The 15,428-nt window shown below is 53.6% G+C and carries 13 protein-coding genes; 10 read left to right on the forward strand and 3 right to left on the reverse strand.

Features of this window, described 5'->3' with window-relative positions; genetic code table 11:
- Nucleotides 1-13 precede the first annotated feature (13 nt).
- A complete protein-coding gene (locus tag NF212_RS17020) occupies nt 14-1,042 on the forward strand; it encodes a GGDEF domain-containing protein (RefSeq protein WP_434357661.1) in 1,029 nt (342 codons plus the stop codon).
- A gap of 42 nt (nt 1,043-1,084) precedes the next feature.
- Here the strand turns inward: NF212_RS17020 and NF212_RS17025 are convergent, their stop codons facing one another.
- Complete coding sequence (locus NF212_RS17025) at nt 1,085-1,759, reverse strand: FadR/GntR family transcriptional regulator (protein ID WP_434357663.1); 675 nt, start codon at nt 1,757-1,759, stop codon at nt 1,085-1,087.
- A gap of 617 nt (nt 1,760-2,376) precedes the next feature.
- On the opposite strand from NF212_RS17025, the gene NF212_RS17030 reads away from it, so the two are divergent.
- The 4 genes from NF212_RS17030 to NF212_RS17045 all read left to right on the forward strand — a co-directional run bounded on the left by NF212_RS17030 (nt 2,377) and on the right by NF212_RS17045 (nt 6,038).
- On the forward strand, nt 2,377-2,643 hold the full coding sequence (locus tag NF212_RS17030) for a YihD family protein (RefSeq protein ID WP_434357665.1): 267 nt from the start codon (nt 2,377-2,379) through the stop codon (nt 2,641-2,643).
- A gap of 224 nt (nt 2,644-2,867) precedes the next feature.
- A complete protein-coding gene (gene ccoG / locus NF212_RS17035) occupies nt 2,868-4,301 on the forward strand; it encodes a cytochrome c oxidase accessory protein CcoG (RefSeq protein ID WP_434357667.1) in 1,434 nt (477 codons plus the stop codon).
- A gap of 85 nt (nt 4,302-4,386) precedes the next feature.
- The gene (locus NF212_RS17040) at nt 4,387-5,379 is read left to right on the forward strand and encodes a serine/threonine protein kinase (RefSeq protein WP_434357669.1); all 993 of its coding nucleotides are present in this window, start codon (nt 4,387-4,389) and stop codon (nt 5,377-5,379) included.
- A gap of 53 nt (nt 5,380-5,432) precedes the next feature.
- On the forward strand, nt 5,433-6,038 hold the full coding sequence (locus NF212_RS17045; protein WP_434357671.1) for a DsbA family protein: 606 nt from the start codon (nt 5,433-5,435) through the stop codon (nt 6,036-6,038).
- A 48-nt stretch (nt 6,039-6,086) separates the two neighbouring features.
- On the opposite strand, the gene NF212_RS17050 is transcribed toward NF212_RS17045, so the two are convergent.
- Together NF212_RS17050 and NF212_RS17055 are read right to left on the reverse strand one after the other, a co-directional pair.
- The gene (locus NF212_RS17050; RefSeq protein WP_434360909.1) at nt 6,087-6,962 is read right to left on the reverse strand and encodes an acyltransferase; all 876 of its coding nucleotides are present in this window, start codon (nt 6,960-6,962) and stop codon (nt 6,087-6,089) included.
- A gap of 139 nt (nt 6,963-7,101) precedes the next feature.
- Nucleotides 7,102-8,625 carry a YifB family Mg chelatase-like AAA ATPase gene (locus NF212_RS17055; protein ID WP_434357673.1) on the reverse strand — a complete coding sequence of 508 codons (1,524 nt, stop codon included), beginning with the start codon at nt 8,623-8,625 and terminating at the stop codon, nt 7,102-7,104.
- A 427-nt stretch (nt 8,626-9,052) separates the two neighbouring features.
- Here NF212_RS17055 and ilvG point away from each other — a divergent pair, with 427 nt between their 5' ends.
- From ilvG to ilvA, 5 genes are read left to right on the forward strand one after another with little or no spacing between them, the layout of a single operon-like run.
- The gene (gene ilvG / locus NF212_RS17060; RefSeq protein WP_434357675.1) at nt 9,053-10,702 is read left to right on the forward strand and encodes an acetolactate synthase 2 catalytic subunit; all 1,650 of its coding nucleotides are present in this window, start codon (nt 9,053-9,055) and stop codon (nt 10,700-10,702) included.
- Nucleotides 10,699-10,953, forward strand: coding sequence for an acetolactate synthase 2 small subunit (gene ilvM / locus NF212_RS17065; RefSeq protein WP_434357677.1), 255 nt, complete (start codon nt 10,699-10,701; stop codon nt 10,951-10,953). Before ilvG ends, ilvM begins: the two co-directional genes overlap by 4 nt.
- Nucleotides 10,954-10,972: 19 nt before the next feature.
- Nucleotides 10,973-11,905 carry a branched-chain amino acid transaminase gene (locus NF212_RS17070; RefSeq protein ID WP_434357679.1) on the forward strand — a complete coding sequence of 311 codons (933 nt, stop codon included), beginning with the start codon at nt 10,973-10,975 and terminating at the stop codon, nt 11,903-11,905.
- A gap of 11 nt (nt 11,906-11,916) precedes the next feature.
- The gene (gene ilvD, locus NF212_RS17075) at nt 11,917-13,761 is read left to right on the forward strand and encodes a dihydroxy-acid dehydratase (protein WP_434357681.1); all 1,845 of its coding nucleotides are present in this window, start codon (nt 11,917-11,919) and stop codon (nt 13,759-13,761) included.
- Entirely contained in the window at nt 13,761-15,338 is a 1,578-nt protein-coding gene (gene ilvA, locus NF212_RS17080) for a threonine ammonia-lyase, biosynthetic (protein WP_434357683.1), read from the forward strand. Before ilvD ends, ilvA begins: the two co-directional genes overlap by 1 nt.
- Nucleotides 15,339-15,428: the final 90 nt, after the last annotated feature.

Here is a 15,428-nt window from a genome sequence, read left to right on the forward strand (position 1 = left end):
TGGAAAAGACCGAATGAAAAAGGACAGCTTTGTTGAATCAACGCGGAATTTGAAAAAAGCCGTACCGCTGATGATCAAACATAAGGTTCCTACCACGCCGACTAATTATGCGCTGTGGTATACCTATGTGTCTGACAGCCACCCTAAACTGAATGCTCAGATGGACGAAACGTTAAAAGAGCACGGTACATGTGGACCAAGCCATTGCGAAGACTTATATCGCGATCATCTGGCTGATCACCATGAGCGGGATTTTAACCAACTCCGCCGCAGCTTCCAGGCTCTGGCCCAGGAGATGGGCAGCACTATGGCTGATACCATCAACGACACCTCCAATTTCCAGGAGACCCTGGAAGACACCTTTTCCCAATTGGCACGGGTTGAGGAAGAAGGGCTGTCGATTGAAGAGACCATGGCTCTGGTTAAGAACATGGTAAAAGAATCCCGGGGTATCCGCTCATCCACTTTGCATTTCAAAACCCAGCTTAAGGATGCCCAGAAGGAAATAGCCCGCCTGCGCGAAGAACTTAACAGTTCCCAGCAGGATGCACTGCACGATGGCCTTACCGGTATCCTCAACCGCAGGGCCTTTGACGCAGAGCTCGCCAACTTCGCCGCCCACCATGACATTAAAAACGGGTTTTGCCTTTGCATGACCGACTTGGATCACTTTAAGTCATTCAACGACAACTACGGGCACTGGCTCGGCGACCAGGTTTTAAAAATGGTTGCCCAACGCCTGGAATCCAGTTGCCGGGACGGCATGATGGCCTTCCGTTATGGTGGGGAGGAATTTGCAATTCTGATCCCTGGCAAGAAACTTGGCACGGCCTGCAGGATTGCTGACTCTATCCGCTCCGCGGTATCCAAGCTAACCATCCGGGACAGACGAAAAGGTACCACGGTCGATAAAATGACCCTGTCGATTGGCGTGGCTGAATTTAACCCGGGCGAGCCGGTAGACAGTTTGATAGAGCGTGCCGACAAGCAGCTTTACGAAGCGAAAAAGCTGGGAAGAAACCGGGTGATGCCCCTTTCCTGATACCAAGAGGCAGACACCCTTTAGGATTTCACATTAGGAGGCTCAGGTAAGCAGTTCGATAACCGCTTGCCGCGCCTTCTCCGGGTCACCACCGATGATGCCATCAACAATACGCTGGTGCGTATCAAGCTTCAGCACCCGGTCCCGGGTAATGATCAAAAAGTACTTTTCAAACACAGCCCGGAACAGGTTACCAAACGGGCTGAGGAAGTGGTTTCCGGAAGCAAAATAGATCAACTGGTGGAACCGGGTATCAATTTCAACCCAGCGCAGCTGGTTGAAGTTCTCACCCAAAAGATGCATTTCTGCCATCAGATCCCGAAGCTCAGCCTTATCTTCCTCTGTTGCATTGAGTGCAGCACTGGCTGCCGCTTCCGGCTCCAGGGCCAGACGGACATGCTGATATTCAACAACCAGCTCCTCATTGTCTTCGAAGCTAATCCAAGACAACAAATCCTGATCTAGGTAATTCCAGTTTCGCTTTGGCAAAACACGGGTGCCAATACGCGGGCGCGGCAGCACCAGCCCTTTGGCCGCCAGCATTTTAATCGCCTCTCTTACTGCAGTCCGGCTGGCATTGTGTATTTCACCCAGTTCAACTTCACCCGGAAGAATACCTCCCGCTTCCACCTCACCGTTTAGAATACTGCGCGCTATGGTCTCTGCAATTTTGTAAGATAAGTTGCGATTTATATAGGGGGATTGGCCCTGCAACATATCACTCTCCTTCCTTATACTTCTTCCGCGCTTTCTAAACCCAAATCACGTCAAACGCAACCATGGGCTTATTAGCCGCTTGTCCTGATTATTTTTACGCATTACACCATAAACCCATACAGATAACAGACATTAACCGCCAGTCTGTGTCGGTGTTCACTTTTCGTTCACGATTTACTAATAAATCACACCTCGACGACATCCAGAATTGGTGATATTCTCGCCACCTAACGCACTGGGTCGCAATGTGCCAAGGTTCACTGAGCCCCGTGTTAACCGGTTTCATTTTGTTTTGGCCATGGACGCGCCCTGTTGAGAGAATCACCATGCGTCCTGTTACTGTTCAGCCAATGCGCAATGTTCGCAGTCCTTCCCGTTTACGCAGCACATCTTTTGCTCCGCGATTTAACTACACAAACCGCAGACAAAACGAACTTGAGGTAATCGCCTCGTTCCGCCCAGAACCGAAAAAAGCCGCATAACGAGAAAGAGCAGCATGACGCTGCTCTTTGCTTATCAGTGCATAAGCAATCTGCTAACATCTTGCGTTAAAGCCCTTATAAAAAAACAGGCCTTGGTTGAACAACCGCCCAGGCTGACAAAACAGGAAAGTCACCATGAAGTGTCATCGCGTTAATGAAGTCATTGAATTGCTCCACCCAGAGTGGAAAAAAGAACCGGATCTGAACCTGATGGAAATGCTGAAAAAACTGGCAGATGAATCCGGCTTTGATGGCCGCCTGGAAGATCTCACTGACGATGTACTGATCTACCACCTCAAGATGCGTAACAGCGATAAAGACGCAATGATCCCGGGCCTGGCCAAAGACTGCGAAGAAGACTTTAAAACTGCCATTCTGCGTGCTCGTGGCATCATCGACTAATCTGAAATTGAATACGACGCGGCTTTCTTGCCGCGTTCCTTTGTTACTTCCCCCTCCACCTCTATTAACAAATTGCACTATTTTCATTAGCCGTTACTCAAACTATGACCCCGTTAGGATAATCAGCACTTTGGCTGATCTATAATCTCCGGATTCACTTATCTGACGAGAAGAGTCAGGCAACGAACCTGACCGAATACCAAAGCCCAAGGAAAGCAAAAGTCATGAGTAAGGATAAGATAGAGGTTAAGGAAGTCCCCGCCCAACAGTTCAACCCCAAAACCCATAAAGGAAGCGCAGACCGCTTTAACCCCGGCAACCGGATTTATGTCCGTGCGGTAAAAGGTTTCTACCAGCGAATGCGCCGTTACATGGGATGGGTGTTTATGCTGTTTTTTATACTCACCCCATGGATACCCTACGGCGATCGCCAGGCTATCTTGCTGGATATTGGCAGCCAGAGGTTTAATTTTTTCGGCACCACACTCTGGCCCCAGGATCTGACCCTGCTTGCCACCCTGTTTATGATTGCGGCCTTTGGGCTTTTCTTTATTACCACTTTTTTAGGCCGGGTCTGGTGTGGTTACTTCTGCCCGCAAACAGTGTGGACTTTCATCTATATATGGTTTGAGGAAAAACTTGAGGGTGCGGCAAACAAACGCCGCAAGCAGGACCAGATGAAACTGACACCCAACCTGATGCTGCGAAAGGTGCTGAAACACGTAGCGTGGATTGCAGTCGGGTTAGTCACCGCCTTAACCTTTGTCGGTTACTTTGTGCCGGTCAAGGCACTGGTTATTGAGTTTTTCACTTTCCAGGTCAGCTTCTGGCAGGGATTCTGGGTATTCTTCTTTACCATTTGCACCTACGCCAATGCAGGCTGGATGCGCTCCATTGTCTGTATCCATATGTGCCCGTATGCCCGCTTCCAGTCTGCAATGTTCGACAAGGACACCTTTATTGTCGGATACGATACCGACAGGGGTGAGTCACGGGGTCCGCGCCCACGCAAGAAAGACCCGAAAACACTTGGCCTTGGCGACTGTATAGACTGCAAACTCTGTGTGGACGTATGCCCATCCGGTATCGATATCCGGGACGGCTTGCAGTATGAATGCATTAACTGTGGCGCCTGTGTAGATGCCTGTGACCAGACCATGGACCGCATGGGGTATGAAAAGGGCCTTATCAGCTATACCACCGAGCATAAACTGGAAGGGCACAAAACCGATATCGTACGCCCCAAACTGATTGGCTACGGCATCGTCATGGCCGCTATGATCGGGATCTTTTTTACCCTGCTCAGCAATGTTCAGCCAATGGGACTGGATGTCCTGCGAGACCGGAACCAGCTATTCCGGATCAACAATGAAGGGCTGATAGAAAACACTTACACCCTGAAAATTCTCAACAAAACCCAGCAGCTCCAGGAGTACACCCTGTCGGCTCAGGGGCTGGAAGACATCCAGTGGTATGGCCCGGAAAAGGTTACTGTTGAGGCCGGAGAAGTGTTCAACCTGCCGGTAAGCCTTGGGGTTGACCCCTATGTGCTCCCTCAGGCCATTGCTGACATAACCTTTACCCTGACCCGAAACACCGAGGAAGGGATAGAGAGTATCCATACCGAGAGCCGGTTTATCGGCCAGCAAGGCCGGTAAATTCCCACAACAGGTAAAGATAGGGCTCTTCGGAGCCCTTTCGAGTAATATGGTTTCCAGTTAGCTATTGTTGGAGCCAGCCCCAGTGAACCAAACCGAGCGCGCCTTTTCTTTTGATACCCTCACTCCTGACCTGATGCTTGATGCACTGGCTGGTATTGGCATTTACCCGGAATCCGGCCTGCTGGCACTCAACAGCTACGAAAACCGGGTCTACCAGTTCGTGAATGAAGACAAGAAGCGGTTTGTGGTCAAGTTCTACCGGCCGGAGCGTTGGACTAACGAACAAATCCAGGAAGAGCATGATTTTGCAGCTGAACTGGAGCAAGCGGAAATCCCGGTAGCCGTACCGACAATGCATGAAGGCCAAACCCTGCATCACCACCAGGGATACAGGTTCGCCCTGTTCCCAAGCCTTGGCGGTCGCCAGTTTGAAGTGGACAACTGGGAACAGCTTGAATGGGTCGGGCGCTACCTTGGCCGAATCCACCAGGTAGGCAGCAAGTCAGCGTTTGCCCACCGGCCAACCATGGGTCTGGATGAATACCTTTACCAGCCGCGGGACGTACTTCAACAAAGCAACATGATTCCAGCACACCTGGAAGCTGCCTTCTTTCCTGATCTTGATCGGCTGATCGCCCACCTTGAGGCCTTATGGCCACAAAAGCTCAACAACATCCGCCTTCATGGCGATGTTCATCCGGGCAATATCCTGTGGCGGGACGGCCCGCTGTTTGTCGATCTCGATGATGCCCGCAACGGGCCAGCCGTGCAGGATTTATGGATGATGCTCAATGGTGACCGTGCAGATAAACTTGCCCAGCTCGACACAATATTGGAAGCTTACGGGGAATTTGCGAACTTCGACGCAAATCAGCTGCAACTTATTGAGCCGTTGCGCGGTCTTAGAATGGTGCACTACATGGCTTGGCTGGCTAAACGCTGGCAAGATCCGGCATTTCCACGTGCATTCCCATGGTTTGCCGATGCAAAATACTGGGAAAATCAGGTTCTGGCGTTCAAAGAGCAACTTGCAGCGCTCGAAGAGCCACCACTGCAGCTGATGCCACAGTGGTAACAGTTTCGTACGATGTCAGCCCAATACAGACAGAAAAAGGGAGAATACAAATAATGCTGAAGAAATTGATGGTAGCTGCCAGTGCCCTGTTGCTGGCTTTTTCCGCGCAGGCTGCGCGTTTTAATGCCGGTGAGGACTATCAGGTTCTCAACCTTCCGGCGACAGAGAAACCGACAGTAACTGAGTTCTTCTCATTTTTCTGTCCTCACTGCTATCAGCAAGACCCATTTTTCCAGGCCCTGAAAAAACAGCTGCCTGAAAATGCCAAATTTGAAAAAAAGAGCGTTTCCTTTATGGGCGGTAAAATGGGCCCGGCTGTAAGCCGAGCGTACGCCACCATGGTACTGCTCGGGGTCCAGGACAAGTTGTCACCGGTAATGTTCAACCGTATCCATGTACTGAACAAAGCGCCACGCAGTGAAGCTGATATTCGCCAGATGTTTATCGACGAAGGCGTCAGTGCCGAAGAGTTTGATGGTACTTACAACAGCTTTGCCGCCAAATCCATGGCAAGCCGCTTTGACAAGGCATTCAGTGATGCCGGTCTTCAGGGCGTGCCAGCGGTGATCGTTAACGGCAAATACTACGTGACACCGAAAACCATCAAGACAGCTGAAGATTACTTCGCACTGGTTAACTACCTGCTGACCCAAAAGTAAGCAGGCATGAAAAAAGCACCGACAGGTGCTTTTTTCTTATCCGCTGGCTCAAACCCGGTTTAACAGGCTGGCCAAAAGGTTATCCTTGGCTGCCCACACATCATTCAGCCATAACTGGAAACGGCGCTTGTACTGCTTGTCGTTAAAATAGTCCCCCCGAACCTGCTCATCTACCGGCAGGGTCCGGATACTCACCACAATCCTTCCCATTTTCCCGGTCAGCATATCCATAAACGGTGTCACCGTGTTGTCCGGATAGGCGATAGTGACATCGACAATTTGGTCAAACTGCTCCCCCATCACATCCAGGGTATAGGCAATTCCGCCGGACTTAGGCGGCAACAGGTGTTGGTATGGGGATTTGGTTTTGAGGTGTTTGTCCGATGTGAAGCGGGTTCCTTCTACATAGTTGACCACGGTGGTCGGGTTATGACGGAACTTTTCACATGACTTGCGGGTGGTTTTCAGGTCTTCCCCGCGCTTTTCCGGGTTCTTGAGCAGGTATGAGCGGGAGTACCGCTTCATAAATGGCATATCCAGTGCCCAGCACGCTACTCCCAGAAACGGCACGTAAAGCAATTCCTGCTTGAGGAAAAACTTCGGCATGGGAGCCCGGTTTCTCAATACGCTGGCAAGCACCACAATATCCGCCCAGCTGAGGTGGTTACAGATCACCAGGTACCAGCTATTGCGATTCAGGCCTTCGCCACCGTCTATTTCCCAGCGAAGCCCAGGGTTGGTCAGCTCAAAGGCTTTTTGGTTGGTGGTTGCCCATCCCCACATAACCCGGTCAGCCATCCTGGAGAACAAGGGCTGCCACGCCTTGACCGGCAACAGGACCTTAAGCAGGGCCACAACAAGCACAAGCAGTGAGCCCACTGATGTGCTTAAAAAAATCGCAATTAAATTAACCGGTAACGCCAGCACCTTTCCACCCTGAACGCAAAAAATAAATCAGTCTTACCATTACGTGAATGTAATGTGACAGGGAGGAATAATACTGTGAAGAAATAAAAAACACCATTCATTGCAGGTGGATTCCGCAGCCCACGGCATAATCTGCTTAACTGGCCTGCGCCGTAAGCTGCTTCATCAGCCTGTCCATAGCCCGGTACCCCAGCGCCTCAGCCAGGTGACGCCGGGTAATGTCCGGCTCGCCGTTAAGATCTGCCAGGGTGCGCGATACCTTGATAATGCGGTGGTAAGCCCGGATTGAAAGCCCAAGACGGTGAAGTGCCGTTTCCAGAAATTCCGCGTCATCCCTGGCAAGCGGGCAGTAACGTTCAATCTCCCTGCCGGCAAGCAACGCGTTGATTTTCCCGCTTCGAGACAACATTCGTTCCCTTGCCTTGTGGACCCTCGCCCTGACTTCATCGGTACTCTCTCCCCGCTCCCCGCCTTTGGCCAGGGTTCCCTGTGGCAGTGACGGGATTTCAATGGAAAGGTCAAAACGGTCCAGGAGCGGGCCGGATAACCGGCTCAGGTAGCGGAGGATCACCTGGGGGGAAACCCTGGCCTGATTCCCCTCATAGTAACCGGTCGGGCTTGGGTTCAGCGCCCCAACCAGCTGGAAACGAGCCGGGAACTGGGTTTTGCTCGCGGCACGGGAAATAATGATTTCACCGGATTCAAGCGGCTCACGCATGGCATCCAGCACTTTCCTCTCAAACTCCGGCATCTCATCAAGGAACAGAACTCCATTGTGTGCCAGGGAGATCTCCCCCGGTCTCGGGTTACTGCCCCCGCCCACCAGCGCCGCCATCGAGCTGGAATGGTGAGGCGCCCGGAAGGGCCTCTTGCGCCAGTTTCCTTCATGGAGCGGCTGCTGGGTCAGGGAAGTTACCGCCGCAGTTTCCAGTGCCTCGTCATTGTTCATGTCCGGCAGCAGGTCACACATCCTGGAGGCCAGCATGGTTTTCCCGGTACCCGGAGGGCCAAGGAATAGCAGGTTGTGCCCACCGGCTGCGGCAATCTCCAGCGCCCGTTTTCCCTGCTGCTGGCCGATAATATCCCGCATACAGCGTATTGACGGCTGGCGTTCCGGCTCCGGTTCAGTTTCATCCAGCCCAAGGGAAAGCTGCCCGCACAGGTAGCGGCAAACACCGGTCAGGTCGGGTGCAGATTTATGCAAATCCCTGCCAACCAGTGCCGCCTGGTTGGCATTATCAACAGGAACCACCAGGCAACGCTCCTCCCTGCTCGCAGCCAGTGCTGCAGGAAGCGCCCCCTTGACCCCGCGAAGCTGGCCGGACAACGCCAGTTCCCCGAGAAATTCATGATTTTTCAGCTTCTCTTCCGGAATTTGCCCTGAAGCAGCCAAAATTCCCAGCGCGATAGGCAGGTCAAACCGGCCTCCCTCTTTTGGCAAGTCTGCCGGTGCCAGATTTACCGTTATCCGGCGGGAAGGAAATTCAAATCCCCCGTTGACGATAGCACTACGCACCCGGTCCCTGGACTCTTTTACTGTGGTTTCCGCCAGCCCCACCAGGTTGAACCCCGGCAACCCGTTACTGATATGGACTTCTACCGTCACCTCCGGCGCATCCACGCCCACACTGGCCCGGCTGTGTACAATTGCTAAATTCATCCCTGACACCCGCTTTTGATAACCAACTCAATGAAAATTCATCAATTTGTTGTATAGATAATCGAAAACTGTGCATTTTTTCCAAGATCAGGGCGTGTTTTTACTTGTCATGCGAGCCATGTCTGTGTTACCACTAATGGCGACTAACAAATAAGCAAACACGACACAGACAAATGACAATATTCGCCAAAGCACTGGTCCTAATTATTCGCATTATCGTGGTGATTATTCCGCGAGGGGCTCAGGCAGGCGAAAAATAATACACAACATCGCATGCTAAGCCCCCGCACCGAAAGGTCCGGGGGCTTTTTCATACCAACAGGTATGGCACCCAGGAAGCCAACAGGAAAGAGCAAGGAAACAGGGACATGGATACAGGGAATCCCGATACGCCGGAAGGCAAACAGGGTACAAGCAGGAGACAGCCATGACAGGAGCACAACTGGTTGTCAGCCTGCTTAGGGAACAGGGCATCAAAACCGTTTTCGGCTACCCAGGCGGAGCCATCATGCCAATCTACGATGCCCTTTATGACGGCGGGGTCGAACACATACTCTGCCGACATGAGCAAGGGGCTGCCATGGCAGCCATAGGGTATGCCCGTTCAACCGGCGGGGTCGGTGTATGCATGGCAACATCAGGCCCCGGAGCCACCAACCTTATCACCGGGCTTGCGGATGCCATGCTGGACTCGGTCCCCCTGGTCGCCATCACCGGGCAGGTCGCCTCCCCGCTTATCGGCACAGACGCCTTCCAGGAAGTGGATGTACTTGGCATGTCCCTTTCCTGCACCAAACACAGCTACCTGGTCACCAAGAAAGAAGATCTGGCAGCAACCCTTAACGAAGCGTTTCTGGTTGCAGCAGAAGGCCGTCCAGGGCCGGTATTGGTCGACATTGCCAAAGACGTTCAGCTCGGTGAGATGGGGATGCCACTGACAGCGGTAACACCGGCAACCACCAGCATTGCCCTGGACGAAAGCCAGGTTGAAAAAGCCAATGCACTGCTCGCCAAGAGCCAGCGGCCAGTTTTATATATCGGCGGCGGCGTACAGATGGCCCGTGCAACTGAAGCGGTTCGCGCTTTTGCCAACGATTCCCAAATCCCAGCTGCCTGCACCCTGAAAGGGTTGGGTACGTTCACCGATGACTTCCCCCTCTATCTCGGTATGTTGGGAATGCACGGCACCAAGGCGGCAAACCTGATGGTTCAGGAGTGCGATCTCCTTATCGCCATCGGTGCCCGTTTCGATGACCGGGTAACCGGAAAACTCGATACCTTTGCCCCCAACGCCAGTGTCATCCACATTGATATCGATGCGGCTGAATTCAGCAAACTTCGCCATGCCAATGCCCCGGTCCGGGGGGATATCAATGACATCATGCCCCTGCTCTCCTCCCCGGCAGATATCAGTGAGTGGCAGCACAAGGTCGCTGACCTCAAATCCCTGTTTGGCTGGCGTTACGACCACCCCGGTGAGGCGATTTTTGCCCCGGCGTTGCTGAAACAACTCTCTGAGCAGATGAAAGGCTCGACTGTGGTGACAACAGATGTCGGCCAGCACCAAATGTGGGTGGCCCAACATATGATGCCGCGCCAGCCGGAAAACCTGCTGACCTCAGCCGGGCTCGGCACCATGGGCTTTGGCCTGCCGGCTGCACTGGGCGCTAAAGTCGCCCGCCCGGATGACGACGTTATCCTGGTAACCGGCGACGGCTCTTTCATGATGAACATCCAGGAGCTCGGCACCCTCAAACGACGCGGTATCCCGGTCAAGATTGTCCTGCTCGACAACCAGCGCCTCGGCATGGTGCGCCAATGGCAGTCACTGTTTTTCAGCGGCCGCTTCAGCGAAACCATTCTGGATGACAATCCGGATTTCGTTACCCTGGCAAAGGCGTTCGACATCCCGGCCCGGACAATCACCACTAAATCAGAGATTGATGGTGCCCTTGCTGAACTGCTTTCAGCAGAGACTGCTTTCCTGTTGCATGTCGCCATTTCCGAAGAAGAAAACGTATGGCCACTGGTTCCCCCCGGTGCTGCCAACCATGAAATGCTGGAGGATAACGTATGAATACCCATACTTTAGCTATCGAGGCCAAACCCCAACCCGAACTGTTGGAGCGGGTACTTCGCGTAACACGCCACCGTGGTTTCGTGGTAAAACAGTGTGTTATGGCAAATTCAGAGGAAACATCAGGCATTACCATTGAGGTGACGGTTGAAAGCGATCGGCCTATCACCAACCTATATCACCAACTGGACAAGCTTTGGGACGTAACAAACATCAAGCTGGTAGCCAACCAGCAACAGTTACGTGCGTAGTATTTAAGGAAGAATAACAATGGCAAACACTGCAGAATTTATTTGGTTCAATGGAGAGCTGGTCAAGTGGCATGAAGCCAAGGTTCACGTCCTGACCCACGCCATGCATTATGGCACATCGGTTTTCGAAGGCATCCGCTGTTACAACACCCCCAATGGCCCGGTGGTTTTCCGTCATCGTGAGCACATGCAGCGTCTCAAAGACTCAGCAAAAATCTACCGTTTCCCTATTCCTTACAATGTCGATGAGCTGATGGAGGCGTGCCGCGAAACCCTGCGAGCCAACAAGCTTGATTCTGCTTACATCCGCCCTTTGGGCTTTGTCGGCAACGTCGGGCTGGGTGTCTGCCCGCCACCTGAAACCGAAATGGAACTTATCATCGCCGCGTTTGCCTGGGGCTCTTACCTTGGCGAGGAAGCGCTGGCCAACGGCGTAGATGCGATGATTTCAAGCTGGAACCGATCTGCACCGAATACCATTCCGACGGCGGCCAAAGCCGGCGGTAACTACCTCTCTTCTCTGCTTGTCGGTGGCGAAGCACGCCGCCATGGCTACGCAGAAGGCATTGCACTGGATGTACGCGGCTACCTTTCAGAAGGTGCGGGTGAGAACCTGTTTGTCATTAAAAATAGCGTGATTTCTACCCCACCGGCTACCAGTGCCATCCTGCCCGGCATTACCCGGGATTCCATCATGACGCTGGCCAGAGAAGCCGGCTACGAGGTTCGTGAAGAACCCATTGCCCGTGAGGCGCTTTACCTGGCTGATGAAGTCTTTATGACCGGCACCGCAGCCGAGATTGTTCCGGTACGCAGTGTTGACCAGATAGAAGTGGGCAAAGGGAAGCGCGGCCCGATAACCGAGGAGCTGCAAAGCGCTTTCTTTGGCCTGTTTAACGGCCAGACCGAAGACAAATGGGGCTGGCTGGATCCGGTCCACGGCGAGAAGTAAGGAGACACCTGATGCCAAAATACCGTTCCGCGACCTCTACAGAAGGGCGCAATATGGCCGGGGCCCGTGCCCTGTGGCGCGCTACCGGCGTTAAAGATGAAGATTTCGGTAAACCGATTATTGCCGTGGTGAACTCATTCACCCAGTTTGTTCCCGGCCACGTCCACCTCAAAGATCTGGGCCAGATGGTTGCGCGGGAAATAGAACAGGCCGGCGGCATCGCCAAAGAGTTCAACACCATTGCAGTCGATGACGGTATCGCCATGGGCCACGGCGGGATGCTTTACTCCCTGCCATCCCGTGAGCTTATCGCCGACTCTGTTGAATACATGGCCAACGCACACTGTGTGGATGCCCTGGTCTGTATTTCCAACTGTGACAAAATTACCCCGGGGATGCTGATGGCGTCCATGCGCCTCAATATTCCAACCATCTTCGTTTCCGGCGGCCCGATGGAAGCGGGTAAAACCAAGCTCTCGGATCAAATCATCAAGCTGGATCTGGTTGACGCCATGATCCAGGGTGCGGATCCGGAAGTTTCTGATGAGCAAAGTGATCAAATTGAGCGCTCTGCCTGTCCGACCTGCGGATCCTGCTCCGGCATGTTTACGGCCAACTCCATGAACTGCCTGACAGAAGCTCTGGGATTGAGCCAACCGGGAAATGGTTCGATGCTCGCAACCCATGCTGACCGCAAAGAGCTGTTCCTTAGTGCCGGCCGCCGAATTGTCGACCTGACCAGACGCTACTATCGCGAAGATGATGAGAGTGTCCTTCCACGCAATATCGCCAGCTTCAAGGCATTTGAAAATGCCATGACACTGGATATCGCCATGGGCGGGTCTACCAATACGGTTCTCCACCTGCTGGCAGCAGCCCGTGAGGGGAAGGTGGACTTCACCATGGAAGACATTGACCGCCTCTCCCGACAGGTTCCGCACCTGTGTAAAGTTGCACCTTCCACCCCCCAGTACCATATGGAAGATGTACACCGCGCCGGCGGGGTTGTCGGTATCCTGGGTGAGCTTGCCCGTGCAGGCCTCCTGCATACTGATGTAACCAATGTATTGGGCGGTACCCTTGCAGAGACGCTGGCACAGTACGACATCACGGTGACAGACTCAGAAGAGGTGAAAGCCTTTTTCCGTGCCGGGCCTGCGGGTATCCGCACTACGGAGGCATTCTCGCAGAACTGCCGCTGGGACACCCTGGATGATGACCGCCAAAACGGCTGTATCCGCAGCAAGGAAAATGCCTACAGCCAGGACGGCGGACTTGCGGTACTTTCAGGTAACCTCGCCGTTGACGGATGTATCGTAAAAACAGCGGGAGTAGACGCTGAAAACCTGACCTTCCGTGGCCCGGCAATTGTATTTGAAAGCCAGGAAGATGCAGTGGACGGGATCCTTGGTGGCACCGTGAAAGCCGGTGATGTAGTGATTATCCGCTATGAAGGCCCGAAAGGCGGCCCGGGTATGCAGGAGATGCTCTACCCGACTACCTACCTGAAATCCATGGGGCTTGGCAAAGCCTGCGCCCTTATCACCGACGGCCGCTTCTCCGGAGGCACCAGCGGTCTCTCTATCGGTCACGTTTCCCCGGAAGCGGCCAATGGGGGAACCATCGGCCTGGTCCAGACCGGCGATATCATTGATATCGATATCCCGGCCCGCCGTATTGCACTGGAAGTCAGTGAAGATGAACTGGCTCACCGCCGTACCGATACGGACGCCAGGGGCTGGAAGCCGGTTAACCGAGAACGCCAGGTCTCTCTTGCCCTTAAAGCCTACGCCAACCTGGCTACCAGCGCAGACAAAGGCGCTGTACGTGACAGCAGCAAACTGGAGGACTACTGATGGCAGCCCCAGATCCTGCCGCCAGTGATACCGACCTGCCCCTTTCCGGGGCGGGTTACCTGACGGAGATACTGCGCTCGCCGGTCTACGAAGTGGCGATGAAAACACCCCTGCAAGAGATGAAGCGCCTGTCAGAGCGGCTCGGCAACGCCGTCCACCTGAAGCGCGAAGACCGCCAGCCGGTGCACTCATTCAAACTTCGTGGTGCCTACAATATGATGGCCCAGCTGACCGAGCAGCAAAAATCTGAAGGTGTGATTGCCGCATCTGCAGGCAACCATGCCCAGGGCCTTGCGTACTCTGCGCGCCACCTTGGGGTCCAGGCCACCATAGTGATGCCAAAAACCACCCCGGACATCAAGGTCAGCGCCGTTCGCAGCTTCGGTGGCATTGTGGTGCTTCACGGCAGCAATTTTGATGAAGCCAAAGCCAGGGCCATTGAACTGGCAGCAGAGAACAACTTCACCTTTATTCCCCCGTTTGACCACCCGGCGGTCATTGCCGGTCAGGGAACCATAGGGCTGGAGTTGGTTCAACAGAACGGCCATCTTGAATATGTATTCCTGCCTGTCGGCGGTGGCGGTATTGCAGCCGGTGTGGCGGTGCTTATCAAGCAACTGATGCCCCATATAAAGCTTATCGGTGTTGAAGCCGAAGACTCGGCCTGCCTGCGCGCAGCACTGGATGCTGGACACCAGGTAACACTGGACAATGTCGGTACCTTTGCTGATGGCGTGGCAGTAAAGCGTATCGGTGATGAAACCTACCGTCTGTGCAAACAGTACCTCGATGACTCGATCACCGTAACCAGTGACGAAATCTGTGCCGCTGTACAGGATATTTTTGAAGATACACGCGCTATTGCCGAGCCGGCCGGAGCCCTTTCTCTGGCGGGGCTGAAACGCTACACGGATACCCATCGCATCAAGGATTGCCAGATGGCGGCTATCCTTTCCGGTGCCAACATGAACTTCCACACCCTGCGTTATGTCTCCGAACGTGCAGAGTTGGGTGAAAAGCGCGAGGGCCTGCTGGCCGTTACCATACCTGAGCGCCCCGGTGCCTTCCTGCAGTTCTGCCATATTATTGGAGGCCGGGCAGTTACCGAATTCAATTACCGCTATAGCGATGACCATCTTGCCAATATCTTTGTTGGTGTCCGCCTGGCGGGTGGGCAGGATGAGCTGGAAAGCATTATCGGGGATTTGAGAAAAGGCGGTTACCCGGTAGAAGATCTCTCAGATGATGAAATGGCCAAGGTCCACATACGTTACATGATTGGCGGCAGGCCGGCCAAGGTAATGCAGGAGCGTCTCTACAGCTTCGAATTCCCGGAATACCCGGGGGCGCTGATAAAGTTCCTTACCACGCTGGGAACCCAGTGGAACATCAGTTTGTTCAACTACCGCAACCACGGTGCGGATTACGGCCGTGTACTGTGTGGGTTTGAGCTGGAAGACAAAGACCTGCTGGCATTCACCGCCCACTTGCGTGAGCTGGGTTACAGCTGGAAGGATGAAACAAGCAACCCGGCATTCAGGTTCTTTCTTGCCAAGTCTGATGTAAGGCAGGGTTAAGCCATTTTCACCCAAAATCAGGATAAACAGGAACGGCCCCCGCAGAAGTACTCTCCGGGGGCTTAATTATTCCTGCCTGTGGCTGCCGTA

Source organism: Parasalinivibrio latis (genome assembly GCF_036825535.1).
GTDB lineage: Bacteria > Pseudomonadota > Gammaproteobacteria > Enterobacterales > Vibrionaceae > Parasalinivibrio > Parasalinivibrio latis.

What these genes read in the sequence shown, in the direction of transcription:
- NF212_RS17020 (WP_434357661.1), top strand. Translation starts at nt 14, where the DNA reads ATGAAAAAGGACAGCTTTGTTGAATCAACGCGGAATTTGAAAAAAGCC.
- NF212_RS17025 (WP_434357663.1), bottom strand. Translation starts at nt 1,759, where the DNA reads ATGTTGCAGGGCCAATCCCCCTATATAAATCGCAACTTATCTTACAAA.
- NF212_RS17030 (WP_434357665.1), top strand. Translation starts at nt 2,377, where the DNA reads ATGAAGTGTCATCGCGTTAATGAAGTCATTGAATTGCTCCACCCAGAG.
- ccoG (WP_434357667.1), top strand. Translation starts at nt 2,868, where the DNA reads ATGAGTAAGGATAAGATAGAGGTTAAGGAAGTCCCCGCCCAACAGTTC.
- NF212_RS17045 (WP_434357671.1), top strand. Translation starts at nt 5,433, where the DNA reads ATGCTGAAGAAATTGATGGTAGCTGCCAGTGCCCTGTTGCTGGCTTTT.
- NF212_RS17055 (WP_434357673.1), bottom strand. Translation starts at nt 8,625, where the DNA reads ATGAATTTAGCAATTGTACACAGCCGGGCCAGTGTGGGCGTGGATGCG.
- ilvG (WP_434357675.1), top strand. Translation starts at nt 9,053, where the DNA reads ATGACAGGAGCACAACTGGTTGTCAGCCTGCTTAGGGAACAGGGCATC.
- ilvM (WP_434357677.1), top strand. Translation starts at nt 10,699, where the DNA reads ATGAATACCCATACTTTAGCTATCGAGGCCAAACCCCAACCCGAACTG.
- NF212_RS17070 (WP_434357679.1), top strand. Translation starts at nt 10,973, where the DNA reads ATGGCAAACACTGCAGAATTTATTTGGTTCAATGGAGAGCTGGTCAAG.
- ilvD (WP_434357681.1), top strand. Translation starts at nt 11,917, where the DNA reads ATGCCAAAATACCGTTCCGCGACCTCTACAGAAGGGCGCAATATGGCC.
- ilvA (WP_434357683.1), top strand. Translation starts at nt 13,761, where the DNA reads ATGGCAGCCCCAGATCCTGCCGCCAGTGATACCGACCTGCCCCTTTCC.